This is a genomic window from Pseudomonas sp. FW215-R2 (genome assembly GCF_058789255.1).
This window is the reverse complement of the sequence record NZ_JBYTBO010000041.1, coordinates 1-14,889: the sequence shown is the minus strand read 5'-3', so window position 1 is coordinate 14,889 and position 14,889 is coordinate 1. Positions and strand designations below refer to the sequence as shown.

Genomic DNA, 14,889 nt, shown 5'->3' with positions numbered 1-14,889 from the left:
ACGCAAATACCCCGCCCTGCCCGGTGATCGGGAACACCAGACCAGTGATCAGCGGCCCGAGCAGCGAACCCACGCGCCCGATGGCCGAGGCGAAACCCGAGCCCGTCGCACGTGCCGATGTCGGGTACAACTCCGGCGTGTAGGTGTAGAGCACCGCCCACATGCCGAACAGGAAAAACTGCATCAACAGGCCCGAGCCGATCAGCAGCCCGACATTGCCGCCGAACACCGCACTCTGGCCGTACAGAAACGCCATCACCCCGCCGCCCAGCAACGTGACGATGCACACCGGTTTACGCCCCCAGCGCTCCACCAGCCACGCCGCCATCAGAAACCCGGGTATCCCGCCGAGGGAAATCAGCACCGTGTAATACACCGACTGAGTGACCGCGAACCCCGACTGTTGCAGCAACGCGCTGAGCCAGGACGTCAGTCCGTAGAACCCGAGCAATGCAAAGAACCACAGACTCCAGAGCATCATCGTGCGCTGGCGGTACAGCGGCGACCAGATCTGGCGGAGGGCCGAAAGGAAGTTGCCCGGTGGCGTGATCACCCGAGGCAGGCGAACCGGCTCCGGCAACGCAGCCCCGCCGAGCGACGCCCGCACCCGGTCCTCAATTGCACACAGCACCTTGTCCGCCGCGTCATGCTTGCCCGCCTGTTCCAGCCAGCGTGGTGACTCGGGAATGAAAAAGCGGATCGCCAATACAAATACCGCCGGCACCGCCAACACCAGAAAGATGTCGCGCCAGCCAATCAGCGGCAGCAGGAAATACGACAGCACGCCAGCAGCGACAAACCCCAGCGGCCAGAAGCCGTCCATCAAGGCGATGTAGCGCCCGCGACGCCGGGCCGGAATCAGCTCGGACAACATCGACTGGGCAATCGGAAACTCCATGCCCATGCCGATCCCCAGCAGGATGCGGAACAGGGTCAGACTCTCGACCGTTTGCGCCGTGGAGCACAGGTAACTGGCCACCCCCCACAACACGATGCTCCACTGAAACACCGGTTTACGGCCGAAACGATCAGCCAGCAATCCGGACAGCGATGCGCCCAGCACCATGCCGAAAAAACTCGAACTGGCGAGCAGCCCGGCTTCGGCGCTGCTCAGGCCGAATTCGGTTTTGATCGAGCCGAGCAGGAAGGTCATCATCGCCAGATCCATGGAATCGAAGAAAAACGCCAGGGCGATGATGATGAATATGATCCGGTGATAACCGCTGACCGGCAGGCGTTCCAGTCGATCCGCCGCGCTGAAGCTTCCCGTGTCCATGCCACCCCTCCATCCGAAATATCTGCGGATCGAGTGTGCGCGATAGCCGTTCAGCCTTTGTGCCAGATGCGACCTGTTCGCAGCCGTAGGCGACGCCAGTCATCCGGGCAATGGTACACAGCGCTCTACAATGCCATTTCCAGCTCGGTTTCCCGGGCGAATCGATGAATTTCCCGCTGCCCCGCCGCCGTCAGTTGCAGGGCGCGGGAATCGTTGGGCAGCATCAACCAGCCGGACTGCATGAACAGCTGCAACAACGCCGCCCCCAGCGAACCGCCCATGTGCGGGCGTCGCTCGCTCCAGTCCGGGCACGCGCAAGCCACCTGAACATTGCGATGAGCCAGCGCCTGGATGAAGACCCCGCGACTGGCCAACTGTGTCGAGCCCTTGTGGGTGACTACCACCCGATGTTCAAGCTGTTCGATCCAGCCGGCATCGAGCAGGCGCTGGTACAGGTCGGCCGCCAGCGTACCGCCCAGATGATCGTCGCAAAAACGCGCACGCAGCAGGGAAGACGGCGCGGCCTGTGGTCTGGCAATGGGTGTGGCGCGCTTGAACACGTCGGGAACCTCCCGCGGCGCGCTGGCAAGCGTGGCGCTGGCCAGGGCCTCGATGGCCGCGCCGACTTCCGGAGCCGCCAGGCGAAAGAAGCGCTTGCGCCCGCGAGCCTCGACCTTCAACAGACCGCCCGTGGACAAGCGCCCCAGATGCGCGCTGGCCGACGAGGGCGACAGCCCCGCCAACAGAGCCAGTTCCTCGGTCTGCCGGGCCGAGCCATCCATCAACGCCCACATCATTGCGCTGCGTTTGGGATCGGCCAGCAACGTGGCGATCTGGCTGATGCAAGGTGCATGTTCCATGTATTCACTCCCTGTTGAATCGTATCGTCTACTGCTCAGAGACATCTTGACCAGTAATCAGTCGTCGGCCAAGCCGCGCAAAACGCCTTGATCCGAGGCAAGGCAACACACTGCCACCCGGCATTCGCAGTAATTGATGCAACCCTCACCGCTGCCCGGTCAGTGCCGGTCCGAGCGAGCCTGTTCCCGCGTGCCGGTGCAGGCTTCAGGCGGTCGCTAGTATAAGCGGGTTGCTCGCGGCGTCCTGCGCCGGAGCGGGTACGGCTGGTGATTGTTCCTGACAGAAATTTCGCTATTTACCTGCGACTAATGATCAACCTGCGGAAAAACGGGAAATCGGCTACTCAGTTCGGCGCAACGGCTGGCGAGCATCTCCCTCAGAAGGTTCACCGGCTTACTCAATTGTGCGCGATGGGCGCACAGCAGATTCAGCGGAGCCCGCTCGCAGAGCAGGCCGGGCAGCAGCACTTTCAGCCGCCCCGCGAGCACATCGTCGGCCACATCCAGCCAGGATTTGTAGGCGATGCCCGCCCCCGCGACGGCCCATAACCGCACCACGTCGGCGTCATCGCTGAAGCGGTCGCCACTGACGGTCAGGCTGACTTCGCGTTTGCCGTCATGAAAACTCCAGTGGTCATGCACCCGACTGCCCAGCATGTACAACAGGCAATTGTGCTGCGCGAGCTGTTCCAGTTGAGTCGGCTCGCCGTGTTTCGCCAGATAGCCGGGAGAGGCACACAACACCCGCCGGTTCTGCGCAGCGATGGGCAATGCGACCAGACTGGAATCCTCCGGTTCGCCATAACGCAGGGCGATGTCCACCGGTTGGCGAAACAGATCGGCGATGCGGTCGCCCAACAGCAGACGCACCGTCAATTTCGGGTGTTCACGCTGAAACTCATCAAGCCACGGCAACAGCAGGTTGCGGCCGAAATCCGACGGTGCCGACAGTTGCAGAATCCCGCTGACCTGGTCCTGACCGCTGGCCAGCAGACGACGGCCTTCATCCAGGTTGCTCAGCGCCGCCCGGGCGTATTCGAGGAAGCCTTCACCCTCGGAGGTCAGGCGCAAACTGCGGGTGGAACGCGCCAGCAACCGTGCCCCGAGTTGTTGTTCGATACGCTTGAGCGCCGCGCTGGCCACGGCGGCGGACATGTCCATCACCCGGGCCGCCGCCGACAGGCTGCCCAGATCCGCCGCCCGGACAAACAACTGCAAGTCATCGAAACGCAGCATTTCAGCCTCGATTATCAAAAAAATATTGAAAGAGACTGCTCTTTTAGCCGGTTTTATCTCGCGTAGAAATAGCCAATCATGCCTCCCATCGAATTCATCCCGTTCCGGAGTCGAACATGTCCCAGCCCTTCACCGCCATCGCCACCCTGATCGCCAAACCTGGCCAGCAGGACGCCCTCGAACAACATCTGCGCGCATTGATCGAACCGACCCGCGCGGAAGCCGGTTGCGGCCAATACGACCTGCACCAGGACATGGCCAACCCGCTGGCCTTCTACATGATCGAGCAGTGGGCCAGTGACGAAGCCCTGCAGGCCCACGACGACAGTGCGCATATCCAGCATTTCCGGGCGCAGGCCGCAGGCTTCCTCGAACACTTCGAGCTCAAGCGTCTGCGCGCCATCGTCTGAATCCTTCCTTCAAGCATCTTTCGGAGTCATCCATGAAAGCCATCGCCTATTACGCATCGCTGCCGATCAGCGACGAAAAATCCCTGCAAGACATCGAACTGCCGGAGCCAGTGGCCGGCCCGCGCGACCTGTTGGTCGAAGTCAAAGCGATCTCGGTCAACCCGGTCGACACCAAGGTTCGCCAGAACGTCGCGCCAGAAGGCGGCGCCGCCAAAGTGCTGGGCTGGGATGTGGCCGGCGTGGTCAAGTCGGTCGGCAGTGAAGTGACGCTGTTCAAGGCGGGCGACAAGGTCTTCTACGCCGGTTCCATCGCCCGGGCTGGTGGCAACAGTGAACTGCATGTGGTGGATGAGCGGATCGTCGGCCATATGCCGAAAACCCTTGGTTTCGCCGAGGCCGCCGCCCTGCCGCTGACCGCCATAACGGCCTGGGAGCTGTTGTTCGAACGCCTGCAAATCCGCGAAGGCAACACCGACGAAGGTCAGAGCCTGCTGATCGTCGGCGCGGCCGGTGGCGTGGGTTCGATCCTCACCCAACTGGCCAGCCAGTTGACCGGGCTCAAAGTGATCGGCACCGCCTCCCGCCTGCAAACCCGCGACTGGGTAAGCGAGCTGGGCGCTGACCTGGTGATCGATCACAGCCAGCCGTTGAGCGAAGAACTGAAACGCGCCGGCCACCCCCATGTGACCCACGTCGCCAGCCTGACCCAGACCGACCAGCATCTGGACCAACTGGTCGAGGCCCTGGCGCCGCAAGGCAAACTGGCGCTGATCGATGATCCGAAGTCGCTGGACGTGACCAAGCTCAAGCGCAAGAGCCTGTCGCTGCACTGGGAGTTCATGTACACCCGCTCGCTGTTCGAAACGCCGGACATGATCGAGCAGCACAAACTGCTCAACCGAGTGGCCGATCTGATCGATGCCGGGACGTTGAAGACCACGGTGGGCGAGCACTTCGGCACGATCAACGCGAGCAATCTGCGCCGAGCCCATGAATTGCTGGAAAGCGGCAAGGCCAAGGGAAAAATTGTTTTAGAAAGTTTCTAAAACTTCGGAGGCCGCAGCCTTCGTCAGCGCCAGACGTGGCTGACTCGGGGGCTGCGGTCGCTTTTTGCCGTCAGTCAGATGCTTGACCCTTGTCACAATTGCGATCGTATTCGGGTCTACAATCGAAACCTCTGCGATGCAATCTTTTACGTCCGGGAGGTCAGCAATGAAGATCCTGATAAAAGAAGTGGCAAAGTCCCAGTGGCAAGTTCGTCTCGACCAGCACGCCGTGACATTCCGCAGTGAGGCCGAAGCTCGGGCCTTCACCCGCACCCTCGAAGCGCGTCTGTACGCGCCCCATCAGATTCCCGACCTCGGCCAGCAACGCGCTGTCGGCTGAGTTCTTCCGTTCAGACTTCGGCCTGCGCCTTTGCCAGCGCCCGGGCATTCTGTATGCGCCGGGTAAGCATTGCCGCGCTGACCACCAACAGACCGCACAGGCTGATGACCATGGCCATCGGCACGGCTGTGCCATCGTGCAAAACCCCCACCAGCGCCGAAGCCCCGGCGGCGACGCTGAACTGCATGCTGCCGAGCAATGCTGACGCACTGCCGGCGCGAGCGCCCTGCCCGTTCATCGCACTCGCCGCCGCATTGGGGCTGATGCAACCAAGACTCGCCACGCAAATGAACAATGGAATCAGCAGCGGCCACAGTGCCTCGGTGTGCAGGGCACTGACCGCGAGCAGCGTCAGCCCGGCAGCGAAGTAAACCCAGACCGCCCGTGACAGCAGAAACGCCGGGCCACGCTTGGCCAACAGTCGCGCATTGACCTGCGCCACCAGAATGAAGCCCGCCGCGTTGGTGCCGAACAGCCAGCCGAAATGCTCGGCCGGGACGCCATACAGTTTGATGAAAATGAAAGGCGAGCCAGCAATGTAGGCAAACATCCCGGCAATCGCGATGCCGCCGGTCAGGGCATGGCCCATGTAGACCGGGTCGGTCAGCAGTCGACCGTACTGACGCAGAGCACCGGACAGTGGCTGGCGCGGAACATGGGCCGGCAGACTTTCCGGCAGGCCGAGGGCCACCGCCAGGCCAGCCAGGGCACTGAACCCGGTCAGCACCAGGAAGATCGACTGCCAACCCGTCGTATTGACCAGCAGACCGCCGAGCATCGGCGCCAGGATTGGCGCCAGCCCCATCACCAGCATCAATTGCGAAAAGACTTTCGCCGAGCCCACCGCGTCGCATTTGTCAGCGACCACCGCCCGGGAAATCACCATCCCGGCGCATCCGCCCAGTGCCTGAACGAACCGCGCACCAATCAGCCATTCCAGATTCGGTGCATAAGCGCAGGCCAATGACGCCAGGGTGAACAGCACAAGGCCGGTGAGCAATGGAATCCGCCGCCCGAAACGATCCGCCACCGGACCGTAGGCCAGTTGACCGATGGACAGGCCAAAGAAGTAAGCCGACAGCGTCAGCTGGACGTGTTTCTCATCGGTGCCGAACGCCAGCGCCATGGTGGGAAACGCGGGGAGATAGAAGTCGATCGCCAACGGACCGAAAGCGGTCAAGGCACCGAGAATCAGAATGGTACGGAAGTTCATCAGGCGTCCAGGTTCGACAGGCAATTGGGCGGGCACTTCAGGAGAGAGTGCAGCCCGACAGTCTAGCCGCGCGAGGACGCCTTGAACATTCCGGTAGCTCGCTAACTATTAAAAAGATCAGGCGAGTTTGATGACATAGCCTTCTTCGCTGATCGCCTCGATCACCTGCTCGGCGCTCAACGCACTTTCGACGCCGACTTCCTTCGCTGCCAGATCGACCCGCACGCTGGCCGCCGGATCCTTGCTCTGGACCGCTTGGGTGACGGCCTTGACGCAGTGACCGCAGGACATGCCTTCAACAGTGAACACTTGCATGGAATGACTCCTTTGAGTGAGGTTGCCGGCAGTTTCGAGCTTGCCACGATGGCAAGGTCAAGTTCTGCAAAAAACTGCCGGGCTGGCAATCGGCGCCGCGCTCGGCCAAGCTGCGTGCATCAATGACATAAATTCAGGAGATTCAGCCATGCGCTGGTCAGCTTTCAGCCTGTTTGGCTTACTCAGCCTCTTTGCCGCGATCCCTTCGGTGCATGCCGCCGGGGAAGATTTCGGGGTGCTGATCATTTCCCGCGAGCGCCTGGAAGTCGCGACCTCCTGCGAGATCGGCGTGTACATCCAGGATCAACTGTCGGCGCGACTGTTCCAGGAACAAAGCACCTCGTTCAACCTGCCGCCGGGCAATGTCTCGCTGCGCCTGAAACTGCTGCCGGGGCAAATGCCGGGCTGCAACCCGGGCATGCTCGCGCCGGGCTCGCAGGAGATCAAACTGCATGCAGGTGACATCCTGAAGTTCCGGATTGCGATGAATGCGGAAGGCATGTACCTCAAGCCAACCGGCCTCGGTTATTGACTCATCCGGATCGGGCGGCGGAATCTGGCGCTTGACCTTGCCAGCATGGCAAGGTTGATCCTGTAGGCATCCACTACAGGGAGTACGACCGATGTCCGATTCCATCACGTTCGATCTGCCCATCAGCGGCATGACCTGCGCCAGTTGCGCCGGCCGCGTCGAACGCGCCTTGAGTAAAGTCAGCGGCGCCAGTGCCGTCAGCGTCAACCTCGCCACCGAACAGGCCCGCGTGCAGGCACCCGGCGACAGCCTGCCAGCGCTGATGGAGGCGGTTGAACGTGCCGGTTACAGCGTGCCGCAGCAAACCGTGGAATTGAACATCGACGGCATGACCTGCGCCTCCTGCGTCGGCCGTGTCGAACGCGCCCTGAACAAGGTTCCGGGGGTGAAAAGCGTCAGCGTCAACCTCGCCAATGAACGCGCCCACCTCGAACTGCTTGGCGCTGTCGATCCGCAGCTCCTGATCGCCGCCGTGAGCAAGGCCGGTTATTCGGCCAGCCTCTTCGAACTTGAACACCAGACCGACAATCGCCAGCAACGCCTGAACCATGAGCGCTGGGCGCTGATCTGCGCGATCGCCCTCGCCTTGCCGCTGGTATTGCCGATGCTGCTGCAACCGTTCGGCATTCACTGGATGCTCCCGGCCTGGGCGCAATTCGCTCTCGCTACCCCAGTGCAATTCATCTTCGGTGCACGTTTTTATGTGGCCGCATGGAAAGCCGTGCGCGCCGGTGCCGGCAACATGGACTTGCTGGTGGCCCTAGGCACCAGCGCCGGTTACGGCCTGAGTCTCTATGAATGGGCGACCGCTGACGGGCGCATGCCGCATCTGTACTTCGAGGCCTCGGCGGTGGTCATCGCTCTGGTGCTGCTTGGCAAATACCTCGAAAGCCGCGCCAAACGCCAGACCGCCAGCGCCATCCGTGCACTGGAAGCCTTGCGCCCGGAGCGAGCGATTCAAGTCATCGAGGGTCGCGAACAAGACGTCGCCATCAGCGCCCTGCGCCTCGGTGACCTCGTACTGGTCAAACCCGGCGAACGTTTCCCGGTGGACGGCGAAGTGCTGGAAGGCCAGAGCCATGCCGATGAAGCGCTGATCAGCGGCGAAAGCCTGCCAGTGCCCAAGCAACCGGGCGACAAGGTCACCGGCGGTGCAATCAACGGTGAAGGCCGCTTGCTGGTGAGCACCACGGCGCTCGGCGCGGAAAGCGTACTGGCGCGGATCATCCGTCTGGTGGAGGACGCCCAGGCGGCTAAGGCACCGATCCAGAAACTGGTGGATAAAGTCAGTCAGGTGTTTGTGCCGACGGTTCTGCTGCTGGCCCTCGCCACGCTGATCGGCTGGTGGCTGTACGGCGCACCGCTGGAAACCGCATTGATCAACGCCGTCGCAGTGCTGGTGATCGCCTGCCCCTGCGCCCTCGGTCTGGCGACACCGACCGCGATCATGGCCGGCACCGGCGTGGCCGCGCGCCACGGGATTCTGATCAAGGACGCCGAAGCGCTGGAGCGCGCCCATGAAGTCAGCAGCGTGGTGTTCGACAAGACCGGCACCCTGACCTCCGGCACCCCGCGCATCGCGCATTTCAGTGCGATCGACGGTGATGAGAACGCCCTGCTGACAGCGGCCGGCGCGCTGCAACGCGGCAGTGAACACCCCTTGGCCAAAGCAGTTCTGGATGCCTGTGCCGAACGCCATCTGACGGTGCCCGACGTCAGCGACAGTCAGTCCCTGACCGGTCGCGGCATTGCCGGCCATCTCGACGGTCGGCGCCTCGCCCTGGGCAATCGCCGACTGCTGGAAGAAACCGGCCTGGACGCCGGCACGTTGGCGGAATCCGCCAAGGCCTGGGAAACCGAAGGCCGGACGCTGTCCTGGCTGATCGAACAAAGCCCCGCACCCCGGGTGCTCGGCCTGTTCGCCTTCGGCGACACCCTCAAGCCCGGCGCGCTGCGCGCGGTGCAACAACTGGCTGCACGACATATCCACAGCCACCTGCTGACCGGCGACAACCGAGGCAGTGCCCGTGTGGTGGCCGAAGCGCTGGGCATCGAAAACGTCCACGCCGAAGTGCTGCCGGCGGACAAAGCCGCCACCGTCGCCGAGCTGAAAAAGACCGGCGTCGTGGCCATGGTCGGCGACGGCATCAACGACGCCCCGGCACTGGCCGCTGCCGATATCGGCATCGCCATGGGCGGCGGCACCGACGTGGCAATGCACGCCGCCGGCATCACCCTGATGCGCGGCGACCCTCGGCTGGTGCCGGCAGCGCTGGAGATCAGCCGCAAGACCTACGCGAAGATCCGGCAGAACCTGTTCTGGGCCTTCGTCTACAACCTGATCGGCATTCCGCTGGCGGCGTTCGGCTTCCTCAATCCGGTGCTGGCCGGCGCGGCGATGGCGCTGTCGAGCGTCAGCGTGGTGAGCAATGCGCTACTGTTGAAAACCTGGAAACCCGAGGATCTGGAGGACAACCGATGAACATCGGCCAAGCGGCCCGCCACAGTGGCCTGAGCGCGAAGATGATCCGTTATTACGAGTCGATCGGCCTGCTCAAGGCCGCCCATCGCACCGACAGCGGCTATCGCGTCTATGGCGACGATGACCTGCACACGCTGGCGTTCATCAAGCGCTCGCGGGACTTGGGCTTTTCGCTGGAGGAAGTCGGCAAACTGCTGACCCTCTGGCAGGACCGCCAGCGCGCCAGCGCCGATGTGAAGGCCCTGGCCCGCCAGCACATCGACGAGCTGAATCAGAAGATTCGCGAACTCGGCGAACTGCGCGACACCCTGCAGGATCTGGTCGAACACTGCCAGGGCGACCATCGCCCGGACTGCCCGATCCTCAAGGAACTGGCGTCGGGCTGCTGCGCGCAACCCGCTCGCGCCTGAGCAGCAGGACTTTCATCGACAGCACAGTGGCGAGGGGAATGCCGTGGAACAGCAGCACCACGGCACCCGGCGCCCACCAGTTGTAGAACGGTGCGGCGATCAGCATGCCGACGCCGAACCCGGTCATCTGCAACAGCGTCAGGAAACTGAAGATCGGCAGGCGCAGGGGCTCCGGTTCCCGTTGCAGACGTGACATCAGGCCGACTTCCGAGAACCCGTCACCCAATCCGGCCGGCAGCGAAAACAGCAACAGCCCGACGACGCTGTGCTGCTGGAACATCAGGATGAAACCGCAGGACATCAGCAACACCCCGCCAAAGTACCTGCGCTCCAGATGGATGTTTTCCGAGCCCTTCAAGCGACTGGCGATTCGCGCGCCCAGCAATTTCCCACTGGCCCATACCGCGAGCATCAGGCCCAGCGTGGTGCTCGCCGAGTCCGGTGTCAGCAGTTTGGAAATGATCGGAAATCCGACGTTGTGCGCAGCGCTACCCAAAGTGTCGGCCATCGTGACAGCCAGCATCGCCGCCACCACCGGGGCGCTGCGCAGGCCTTGCAACAACGCCGACCATTCACCCTGTTTAGCGCTGGATTCGGCAACGGGTTCCGGTGCGCTGAACCGCAATGGCGCAATCAACACCGCCGCCAGCAGATAGGTCAGCGCATTCAACGCGAACACCGTTTCAAAACCAAACCCTGCGACCAGCAGCCCGGACACCAGACTGCCGCCGACCATCGCCATGGAAGAGGCGGACGTGATCCAGGCATTGGTCTTGAGCAACTGCGCAGGCTCGATCAGGCGCGGCAACTGGCTGTTGAGGCCGATGGCGAACATCGAATTGCCAAAGCCCAGGCCGAACGCAATCAGCGGCAGCAACAACGCCTGTTGGCTGACCGGCACGATCAGCAACAACCCGAGCACAGCGGCGCGCAGCAGATCGAAGGCAATCAACGGCAAGCGACCGCTGCATCGACGATAAAACGCGGTGCCGATCAGGCTGGCGAAAATCCCGCCGCCCACGCGACTGGCCAGGAAAATCCCGACGCTCATGGCGCTGTTGCTCAGCAGGTAGACATAAGTGGCCAGCGCAACCATGTTGAGGAAAGCGCCGAAATCGGAAATCAGCCGCGCCGTGATGATCAGCCGGGCATTGCGGGAGGTGGTGGTCACAATCAATCCTTGAATGTGTAAAACCCGGCCGAAGCCGGGTTTTCTTTTTCAGATGCTTACTGCATCCACGGTGGCGGAGGCGGTTCGTCGGACTTGCCCTTGGGCTCGTCGTCCGCCGCACGGATGGCTTGCTTGCGCTCCTCATCCAGACGCGCCGCTTCGATCTCGCGCAGGACCCCACCGACATCGGCCAGGTCCTCGGGATCGTCGAACTCGCCGGTCAGCACGCTGGCCGGGTGCAACGTACCCGCTTCGTACAACGCCCACATTTCCTTGGCGTATTTGGTCTTCTTCAACTCCGGGGCGAACCGGCCGAAGTACGACGCCATGTTGCCGACGTCACGCTCCAGCATGCTGAACGCGTGGTTGTTGCCCGCCGCATCCACCGCTTGCGGCAGGTCGATGATGACCGGGCCGGTCGGCGTCAGCAGCACGTTGAACTCCGAGAGGTCACCGTGCACCAGGCCGGTACACAACATCAGCACGATCTGCGAAATCAGGAACGCGTGGTATTCGCGGGCCTGATCCGGCTCCAGCACCACGTCGTTCAGACGCGGCGCGGCATCGCCGTATTCATCGGCCACCAGCTCCATCAGCAGCACGCCTTCCAGGAAGTCGTACGGCTTGGGCACCCGCACCCCGGCGTTGGCCAGGCGGAACAGCGCCGCGACTTCGGCGTTCTGCCAGGCGTCTTCGGCTTCCTTGCGCCCGAACTTGGAACCCTTGGCCATCGCCCGGGCCTGTCGGCTGTTACGAACCTTGCGGCCTTCCTGATACTCGGCCGCCTGGCGGAAACTGCGTTTGTTCGCCTCCTTGTAGACCTTTGCGCAACGTAACTGATTGCCGCAGCGCACCACATAAACAGCTGCTTCTTTGCCACTCATGAGTGGACGCAGCACTTCGTCGACCAGACCGTCCTCGATCAGGGGTTCAATGCGTTTTGGAGTCTTCATCAGCTTTTATTGTGGGTCCTTTATTACCAAACACGCGAATGTCATTCGTTATACGGCAATCCTCGCATCACGGGGAGGGGTTGCCGACCTGTGAACCTGTGGATGCACACACTGTGCCGGATCAAACGGGCCGATCCGCCGCTCTTGTATCGACCGCTGCGAATCATAGCCGAGCCCGCCGAACTTGTTGGCGCAAGGACTTGAGGGCATTTGCGACAGAATCTGACATCCAGCATCACTCCACCCGTAAGAATTTTCTCTTACAGCCTCAATTTCCCTCTCCGGCAGCCGAAGCCCTCAGAGACAGAGGAATTTGTCCGACAATCGTTCCAAAAAAGCTTCGATGTCGCACTCAGGGAATGGAGTGGAAAACACCGTTTTCGGCTGCCAATAAACCGCGAGTCATCTGCACTGCGTGGGCCTACAAGAAAATCTGGAGCGCGGATGAACATCAAACAGAAGTTGACGTGGGCGTTTGCAATCATCGCCTGCTTGCCCGTGGTGCTGGTCGCCACGCTGGTGGTACTCAACCTGCGCAGCGATGCCCGGGAAGGTTTTGTCGACGGCAGCGGACGCGAGATCCGTCAGGTCAGCAACGCCATGCAGCTTTTTTTTGACGGTATCAGCCAGAACGTCGATTACCTGGCGACGCAACCGCTGATCAAGAACACCGATGACAGCCTCAAGACCTACATGAGCGCCAACGCCGAAAGCGTCCCGCAGGGCGAGATGGACAAAAAGGTCTTCTCCTTCCTGCAGGATCTGGGTAACAGCCACCCGGCCTACGCCTACGCGATCGTCGGCACCGCTGCCGGTGGTTACGTGTCCTGGCCCGACGACCCCAAGCTGAGCAACTACGATCCGCGTCAGCGCCCTTGGTACAAGGCCGCTCAGGCCAAACCCGGCAAACCGTTGCGCACCGCCGCCTATTACTGGGCGCAGGACGATGCGACCTACGTCAGCACCGTGCGCACCATCGACAACAAACTCGGTAGCAACGGCGGCGTGGTCAGTATCGACGTCACGCTCAAGCAGCTCACCGAGATCGTCAAACAGATCAAGCTCGGCGAAACCGGTTACCTGATGCTGCTGGAAAACAGCGGCATGGTGCTGGTCGATCCGAAACAGCCCGAGCACAACTTCAAGCCCCTCGACAGCCTCGGCGACGGTTACGCGCAACTGGCCAAGGCCGGCAAAGGGCTGGTGGAAGTCGAACTCAACGGCGAGCGCTACATGGCCAACGTCTGGCCGTCGGAGCAACTGGGCTGGACCTTCATCGGCCTGATCAAACAGAACGACGTGATGAGCTCGGCCACTCAGTTGACCTGGCTGATCGCGATTATCGCGGCTGTGTTGGCGGTGCTGTTCGCCGTGGTCGGCGCCAGTTTCGCCAGCCTGATCGTACGCCCGATCCGCAGCGTGGCCAGCGGTCTGGAAGGCATCGCCCAGGGCGAAGGCGATCTGACCAAGAACCTCGATATCCGTGGCAACGACGAAACCGCGCAACTGGCCAACTGGTTCAACCAGTTCCTGACCGCGATCCGCAGCCTGATCCAGCACATCGGCGGCGCGGCCGGAAAAATCCTCGCGACCTCGCAGAGTTCGACCCGGGTTTCCGGCGACATGGCCGAAGCGGCCGGACGCCAGCGTGAAGCCGTGGACATGGTCTCGACCGCGTTCCACGAAATGGTCGCTACCGCCAACGAAGTCGCCCGCTCGTGCAGCCAGGCAGCGGAGTCGGCCGACAGTGGCCAGCGCCAGGCCCGCGAAGGTCAGCAGCAGATCGATGCGGCGGTGCACAGCGTCGATCAACTGAGCCAGGAGCTGGAGCAGTCAGCGCAGTCGATGCAGCAACTGGAACGCGACAGTAACGACATTCAGTCGATCCTCGGCACCATCCGCTCCATCGCCGAACAGACCAACCTGCTGGCGCTCAACGCCGCCATCGAGGCTGCGCGGGCCGGTGAGCAAGGCCGTGGCTTTGCGGTGGTGGCCGATGAGGTTCGCGCACTGGCCAAACGCACGGCGGATTCGACGGCGGAAATCGACGGTCTGCTGGGCAACCTTGCCAAGCGCACCAGCGCCGTGACCCAACAGATGCGCGCCAGCCTCGATGTGTCGCAGCAATCGGTGACGCGAATCGGCGAGGCGCGGGCGAGTTTTGGTCAGATCCGTGAATCGGTGGATGTGATTCGTGACATGAATACCCAGATCGCCACGGCCGCCGAAGAGCAGCATCAGGTGGCCGAGGACATCAATCGGCATATCAGCCAGATTCACGGTGATGCGCAGTTGGTGGCGGAGCTGGCGAATTCGGCGCGGCTGGATTCGCAGAGTCTGGCGGGGTTGTCGAATGAGCTGGATGGGTTGGTGCGAAGGTTCCGGACTTGAGATTGGGGGCAACCTAAAAAGCCCCCTCACCCTAACCCTCTCCCGGAGGGAGAGGGGACTGATTGGGGGATGCTTTAAAGATGCATCGACTTGATCCTGCTTTACCGAATCCATAATCGACACGGTTTTTCAGGTCGATGTATAACGCCAGACAACACGGTCGGCTCCCTCTCCCTCCGGGAGAGGGCTGGGGTGAGGGCTGCTTTTAGCGCTCGATAATGGCGGTGACACCCTGCCCCCCCGCCGCACAAATC

The 14,889-nt window shown here is 62.2% G+C and carries 14 protein-coding genes and 1 pseudogene; 8 read left to right on the top strand and 7 right to left on the bottom strand.

Going from position 1 to position 14,889, the window contains the following annotated elements; all coding sequences use genetic code 11:
• From AC3WRD_RS29510 to vimR, 3 genes are all read right to left on the bottom strand, one after another.
• Positions 1–1,276 (bottom strand): MFS transporter (locus AC3WRD_RS29510; protein WP_102650883.1); only part of this gene is annotated, 1,276 nt, incomplete at its 3' end.
• Between the two features lie 125 nt (positions 1,277–1,401).
• Complete coding sequence (locus AC3WRD_RS29505) at positions 1,402–2,136, bottom strand: ArsR/SmtB family transcription factor (protein WP_096819695.1); 735 nt, start codon at positions 2,134–2,136, stop codon at positions 1,402–1,404.
• Between the two features lie 306 nt (positions 2,137–2,442).
• Positions 2,443–3,372, bottom strand: coding sequence for a transcription regulator VimR (vimR, locus tag AC3WRD_RS29500; RefSeq protein WP_096819696.1), 930 nt, complete (start codon positions 3,370–3,372; stop codon positions 2,443–2,445).
• Between the two features lie 116 nt (positions 3,373–3,488).
• Here vimR and AC3WRD_RS29495 point away from each other — a divergent pair, with 116 nt between their 5' ends.
• The 3 genes from AC3WRD_RS29495 (at position 3,489) to AC3WRD_RS29485 (ending at position 5,168) form a co-directional block, all read left to right on the top strand.
• Positions 3,489–3,782 (top strand): putative quinol monooxygenase, encoded by a 294-nt coding sequence (locus tag AC3WRD_RS29495; protein WP_102622770.1) that lies wholly within the window; start codon positions 3,489–3,491, stop codon positions 3,780–3,782.
• 32 nt (positions 3,783–3,814) lie between these two features.
• Positions 3,815–4,828: a zinc-binding alcohol dehydrogenase family protein gene (locus AC3WRD_RS29490; protein WP_102622771.1), complete on the top strand. Its 1,014-nt coding sequence runs from the start codon at positions 3,815–3,817 to the stop codon at positions 4,826–4,828.
• A 166-nt stretch (positions 4,829–4,994) separates the two neighbouring features.
• The gene (locus AC3WRD_RS29485; RefSeq protein WP_173861408.1) at positions 4,995–5,168 is read left to right on the top strand and encodes a hypothetical protein; all 174 of its coding nucleotides are present in this window, start codon (positions 4,995–4,997) and stop codon (positions 5,166–5,168) included.
• A gap of 10 nt (positions 5,169–5,178) precedes the next feature.
• Here the strand turns inward: AC3WRD_RS29485 and AC3WRD_RS29480 are convergent, their stop codons facing one another.
• Together AC3WRD_RS29480 and AC3WRD_RS29475 are read right to left on the bottom strand one after the other, a co-directional pair.
• Positions 5,179–6,381: a multidrug effflux MFS transporter gene (locus AC3WRD_RS29480; RefSeq protein ID WP_102622772.1), complete on the bottom strand. Its 1,203-nt coding sequence runs from the start codon at positions 6,379–6,381 to the stop codon at positions 5,179–5,181.
• 117 nt (positions 6,382–6,498) lie between these two features.
• Positions 6,499–6,696 (bottom strand): heavy-metal-associated domain-containing protein, encoded by a 198-nt coding sequence (locus AC3WRD_RS29475; protein WP_096819700.1) that lies wholly within the window; start codon positions 6,694–6,696, stop codon positions 6,499–6,501.
• A 148-nt stretch (positions 6,697–6,844) separates the two neighbouring features.
• Between AC3WRD_RS29475 and AC3WRD_RS29470 the strand changes: the two genes are divergently transcribed.
• The 3 genes from AC3WRD_RS29470 (at position 6,845) to cueR (ending at position 10,120) form a co-directional block, all read left to right on the top strand.
• Positions 6,845–7,228 (top strand): hypothetical protein, encoded by a 384-nt coding sequence (locus AC3WRD_RS29470; protein WP_096819701.1) that lies wholly within the window; start codon positions 6,845–6,847, stop codon positions 7,226–7,228.
• A gap of 91 nt (positions 7,229–7,319) precedes the next feature.
• The gene (locus AC3WRD_RS29465) at positions 7,320–9,710 is read left to right on the top strand and encodes a heavy metal translocating P-type ATPase (protein WP_102622773.1); all 2,391 of its coding nucleotides are present in this window, start codon (positions 7,320–7,322) and stop codon (positions 9,708–9,710) included.
• Positions 9,707–10,120, top strand: a complete 414-nt coding sequence (cueR, locus tag AC3WRD_RS29460) for a Cu(I)-responsive transcriptional regulator (RefSeq protein ID WP_096819703.1) — start codon at positions 9,707–9,709, stop codon at positions 10,118–10,120. Before AC3WRD_RS29465 ends, cueR begins: the two co-directional genes overlap by 4 nt.
• Here cueR and AC3WRD_RS29455 read toward each other — a convergent pair.
• Positions 10,074–11,291 (bottom strand): MFS transporter, encoded by a 1,218-nt coding sequence (locus AC3WRD_RS29455; RefSeq protein ID WP_102622774.1) that lies wholly within the window; start codon positions 11,289–11,291, stop codon positions 10,074–10,076. The two genes, cueR and AC3WRD_RS29455, sit on opposite strands and share 47 nt — an antisense overlap.
• Before the next feature lie 56 nt (positions 11,292–11,347).
• Positions 11,348–12,244 (bottom strand): PA4780 family RIO1-like protein kinase, encoded by an 897-nt coding sequence (locus AC3WRD_RS29450; RefSeq protein WP_011332300.1) that lies wholly within the window; start codon positions 12,242–12,244, stop codon positions 11,348–11,350.
• Positions 12,245–12,688: 444 nt separating this feature from the next.
• On the opposite strand from AC3WRD_RS29450, the pseudogene AC3WRD_RS29445 reads away from it, so the two are divergent.
• Both AC3WRD_RS29445 and AC3WRD_RS29440 read left to right on the top strand, forming a co-directional pair.
• A pseudogene (locus AC3WRD_RS29445) lies at positions 12,689–13,777 on the top strand (cache domain-containing protein); the annotation flags it as partial.
• A 90-nt stretch (positions 13,778–13,867) separates the two neighbouring features.
• A complete protein-coding gene (locus AC3WRD_RS29440) occupies positions 13,868–14,635 on the top strand; it encodes a methyl-accepting chemotaxis protein (protein ID WP_371860056.1) in 768 nt (255 codons plus the stop codon).
• Positions 14,636–14,889 lie beyond the last annotated feature (254 nt).

Excerpts from the sequence above, each read along its gene's own strand:
- AC3WRD_RS29505 (WP_096819695.1), bottom strand. The coding sequence starts at position 2,136 with ATGGAACATGCACCTTGCATCAGCCAGATCGCCACGTTGCTGGCCGAT.
- vimR (WP_096819696.1), bottom strand. The coding sequence starts at position 3,372 with ATGCTGCGTTTCGATGACTTGCAGTTGTTTGTCCGGGCGGCGGATCTG.
- AC3WRD_RS29495 (WP_102622770.1), top strand. The coding sequence starts at position 3,489 with ATGTCCCAGCCCTTCACCGCCATCGCCACCCTGATCGCCAAACCTGGC.
- AC3WRD_RS29490 (WP_102622771.1), top strand. The coding sequence starts at position 3,815 with ATGAAAGCCATCGCCTATTACGCATCGCTGCCGATCAGCGACGAAAAA.
- AC3WRD_RS29485 (WP_173861408.1), top strand. The coding sequence starts at position 4,995 with ATGAAGATCCTGATAAAAGAAGTGGCAAAGTCCCAGTGGCAAGTTCGT.
- AC3WRD_RS29480 (WP_102622772.1), bottom strand. The coding sequence starts at position 6,381 with ATGAACTTCCGTACCATTCTGATTCTCGGTGCCTTGACCGCTTTCGGT.
- AC3WRD_RS29475 (WP_096819700.1), bottom strand. The coding sequence starts at position 6,696 with ATGCAAGTGTTCACTGTTGAAGGCATGTCCTGCGGTCACTGCGTCAAG.
- AC3WRD_RS29470 (WP_096819701.1), top strand. The coding sequence starts at position 6,845 with ATGCGCTGGTCAGCTTTCAGCCTGTTTGGCTTACTCAGCCTCTTTGCC.
- AC3WRD_RS29465 (WP_102622773.1), top strand. The coding sequence starts at position 7,320 with ATGTCCGATTCCATCACGTTCGATCTGCCCATCAGCGGCATGACCTGC.
- cueR (WP_096819703.1), top strand. The coding sequence starts at position 9,707 with ATGAACATCGGCCAAGCGGCCCGCCACAGTGGCCTGAGCGCGAAGATG.
- AC3WRD_RS29450 (WP_011332300.1), bottom strand. The coding sequence starts at position 12,244 with ATGAAGACTCCAAAACGCATTGAACCCCTGATCGAGGACGGTCTGGTC.
- AC3WRD_RS29440 (WP_371860056.1), top strand. The coding sequence starts at position 13,868 with ATGGCCGAAGCGGCCGGACGCCAGCGTGAAGCCGTGGACATGGTCTCG.